Origin of the sequence: uncultured Oscillibacter sp. (assembly GCF_910587525.1) — a bacterium.
Classification (GTDB): Bacteria; Bacillota; Clostridia; order Oscillospirales; family Oscillospiraceae; genus Oscillibacter.
The window spans coordinates 1-3,486 of record NZ_CAJULS010000185.1 but is presented as its reverse complement, the minus strand read 5'-3'; the positions used below and the strand labels follow the sequence as shown (position 1 = coordinate 3,486).

The 3,486-nt window shown below is 59.4% G+C and carries 3 protein-coding genes and 1 pseudogene; 1 reads left to right on the top strand and 3 read right to left on the bottom strand.

Translation table 11 applies throughout. The features are described 5' to 3' along the window. The first annotated feature begins 260 nt into the window (after window positions 1-260). Complete coding sequence (locus tag QZ326_RS12025) at window positions 261-719, top strand: MarR family transcriptional regulator (protein WP_295745546.1); 459 nt, start codon at window positions 261-263, stop codon at window positions 717-719. Window positions 720-770: 51 nt separating this feature from the next. On the opposite strand, the gene QZ326_RS12020 is transcribed toward QZ326_RS12025, so the two are convergent. The 3 genes and pseudogenes from QZ326_RS12020 to QZ326_RS12010 form a co-directional block, all read right to left on the bottom strand. Continuing rightward, window positions 771-1,808, bottom strand: a complete 1,038-nt coding sequence (locus QZ326_RS12020; protein WP_295745543.1) for an aldose epimerase family protein — start codon at window positions 1,806-1,808, stop codon at window positions 771-773. A gap of 10 nt (window positions 1,809-1,818) precedes the next feature. Continuing rightward, window positions 1,819-2,517 carry an L-ribulose-5-phosphate 4-epimerase gene (gene araD / locus QZ326_RS12015; RefSeq protein ID WP_295745540.1) on the bottom strand — a complete coding sequence of 233 codons (699 nt, stop codon included), beginning with the start codon at window positions 2,515-2,517 and terminating at the stop codon, window positions 1,819-1,821. Between the two features lie 57 nt (window positions 2,518-2,574). Further along, window positions 2,575-3,486: pseudogene (locus tag QZ326_RS12010) on the bottom strand (L-arabinose isomerase); the annotation flags it as partial.

The following is a 3,486-nucleotide window of genomic DNA, read 5'->3' as shown; positions in this document are numbered from 1 at the left end:
GAGATTCCGTATGGTGACTGGAGTTCAGACGTGTGCTCTTCCGATCTTGGTTCCCGGGGACGTGGTGGAGATGGAGTGTATGCTGGCCAAACGCCGTGGTCCCATTGGCGTGGGGACCTGCAAAGCCACAGTCAACGGGCAGGAGGCCGCTTCGGCGGAGCTGACCTTTGCCATCGCGGCGGAATGACGCTTGCCGTTTTCCTGAAAGTTTGCTATACTGTCAAAAGAATGGGAAATCTATAGGGAAGCGGGCGAGAGCAATGCTGCAGCATGCCTTTTTCAATGTGTATACCAAGTTCAAGGTGCATTTTTACCAGGAGATCTTTCAGCGCTTCCAGACCCGGGAGGCCAATCTGACCACGGTGGAGACCTTCTGCGTGGAGACCATCCAGGCCCTGGGCAGTCCTACGGTGAACGAGTTTGCCACCTTCATGCGCATCTCTCCGCCCAACGCCACCTATAAAGTTAACAGCCTGGTGAAGAAGGGCTATATCCGCAAAGTACAGTCCACCGAGGACCGCAGGGAGTACCACCTGGAGGTCACACCCAAGTATTTCGACTACTACAATATCTCCACCAGCTATCTGGTGGAGGTGATGGGCCGGGTGGCGAAGCGGTTTTCTGCCGAGGAGTGCGCCCGTCTGGAGGAGATGCTGAACGTGGTCAGCCGGGAGCTGATGCCGGAAGTCAAGATTCCAGACGTGGAGCTGCGGCTGTAACCGGCAGGGTACGGAAAACCTCCGACGGTTTCTACGCGTAAGCAGCAGTACTCAGCCAACGCTTGAAAACCGGAATACCGTTACATGTTCCCACGCCTCTCCTGGCCGCAGGACGCATTGGGGAAATTCCGGATGATTTGGCGTATCCGGGAAAAACTGCGTCTCCAAACACACTGCGTCCCGGAGGCCATATTTCGCTCCGCCCTTTCCGGCGGGACAACCTGCCATATAATTCCCAGCGTAAAACTGGATTCCAGGCAGGGTCGTTTCCACCTCCATGCGGATTCCGCTCTTTGCTCCTTCCAACATAGCAGCAGGACGCAGTATGCCGGCCTTGCCGTCTACGATCCAGTTATGGTCATAGCCGGAGCACAGCTCCAGCTGGCGGAAGGGCTGGCCAATCCTTGCGCCGATGACGGCGGGAGCACGAAAATCCATGGGAGTCCCCTCCACCAACGCGATTTCACCTGTGGGGATACTGCCTGGACCCACTGGGGTGTAACGGCTGGCATAGAGCGTGAGGAGCTGTTCCATAGCTCCTCCGGCGTCATGGCCGTTTAGATTGAAATAAGCGTGGTTTGTCAAATTGCAGATGGTGGTTCGGTCCGTAACGGCCCGGTAGGACAGCCGGAGGGCGTTGTCTTCCAACCGGTAAGTCACGGAGACTTTGAGGAAACCCGGATAGCCCTCTTCCATATCTCTGCTCTCACAGGAAAACGCCACACCGTTCTCCCCGCAGAGCTCCGCGTTCCAGACCTTTGAAAAGAAGCCCTCCGGGCCGCCGTGGAGATGGTTCTCCCCGTCGTTGCGAGCCAGGGTATAATCCTGCCCGTCCAGCGTGAACCGTCCCCCGGCAATGCGGTTGGCGTAGCGGCCCACCACCGCGCCCATGAACTTATCCTGGGTTTCGTAAGCCTCCATGCTTTCGAAACCCAAGGCGACATCCACCGGTCCTGCCGCGCCCGGCACAATAAGACCCCGCAGGGATGCCCCGTAAGTCAGAAGAGAACACCGGAGCTTCCCGTTATCTAAAACGATTTCCTCCACGGCGCGGCCGTCACGGGTCACGCCGAAGGGTTTCCTCTCCATACGCGCCTCCTTAGCCCTGGCCATAGTAGGCCCCCGGGCCGTGCTTGCGGAGGTAGTGCTTATCCAGCAGTTCCTGCTGCATGGCTCCCAGGCCCGGCGTCAGGATCATGGCGTGGAAGTCCATAAAGGCGCACTCCTCCAGCACCACGGCATTGTGGACGGCGTTGAAGGGGTCCGTGCCCCAGGCAAAGGGGCCGTGGCTATGGACCAGCACCGCCGGAACCTGGGCCGGGTCCAGCTTCCGCTCCCGGAAGGTCTCGATGATGACATTCCCCGTCTCCAGCTCATAGCTTCCGGCAATCTCTTCCGGCGTCATCTTCCGGGTGCAGGGAATCTCGCCATAGAAGTAATCGCCCTGCGTCGTTCCCTGAGCCGGGACTCCCTTCCCCGCCTGAGCAAAGCTGGTGGCCCAGCGGCTGTGGGTGTGGACGATGCCGCCCAGGGCCGGAAAAGCCTTGTACAGCGCCAGATGGGTGTCCGTATCGCTGGAGGGCTTATACTGCCCCTCCACCTGTTCGCCGGTTTCCAGGCTCACCACCACCATGTCCTCCGGCTTCATGTCGTTGTATTCCACGCCGGAGGGCTTAATCACCATCAGGCCCTGTTCCCGGTCAATACCGGAGACATTGCCCCAGGTAAACGTCACCATGCCGTATTCCGGCAGCAGCAGGTTCGCTTCGCAGACCTGTTTTTTCAGCTCTTCTAACATTGCGTATATCTCCTTTATTACAGCAAGGGGCCGCCCGGGGGCGGCCCCTATAGGCGTTTATTTCAGCTTCCAGGCCAAGTCGGAGAGGAACAGATCGTGTTCCAGGCTCTCCACTGTGGTGTCCTTTGTGATATGGACGAATTCAATGTCCAGCATATTGGCCCAGTCCTTCATCTGCTCTGCCGTCACGTCGTAGCTCAGGACCGTGTGGTGGGCTCCGCCTGCCGTGATCCAGCACTCCACGCCGGTGGTCAGGCTGGGCTCCGCCTGCCACATGACCCGGGCTACAGGGAGATTCGGCATGGGCAGGATGGGCTTCACGCAGTGGATGTCCTGGCAGACAAGGCGCAGCCGGCCGCCCATGTCGATGAGGCTGACTACGATAGCGTCGCCGGGCTTGCCCTCGAAGACGAGCCGGGCCGGGTCCTCCCGTCCGCCGATGCCCAGGGGATGAACCTCAATCCGGGGACGGTCCGCCGCCACGGAGGGACATACCTCCAGCATATGGGCGCCCAGGCTGTACTCCTGGCCCTTTACCAGATGATAGGTATAGTCCTCCATGAACGCGGAAGCGCCGTTCCCATGTTCGCCCATGGCTTTCATGATGGCCGTCATGGCGGAGACCTTCCAGTCACCCTCGCCGCCGTAGCCGTATCCCTGGGCCATCAGGTGCTGGCTGGCAAGACCCGGAAGCTGTTTCATGCCCCAGAGGTCCTGGAAGGTGTTGGAGAAGGCCATACAGCCCTCAGCATCCAGCATCTTTTTCATAGCGATTTCTTCCCGGGCCTGATAGCGAACGGCCTCCAGGTCGTTTGTGGCGAAGTCATAGCTGGCCTTGTAGGTCTCCATCAGTCCATCGATTTCCGCCTCGGTGACTTCGCTCATCACCTTCACCAGATCTCCTACGGCCCAGGTGTTCACCTGCCAGCCCAGCTTGGCCTGGACCTCCACCTTGTCGCCCTCGGTGAC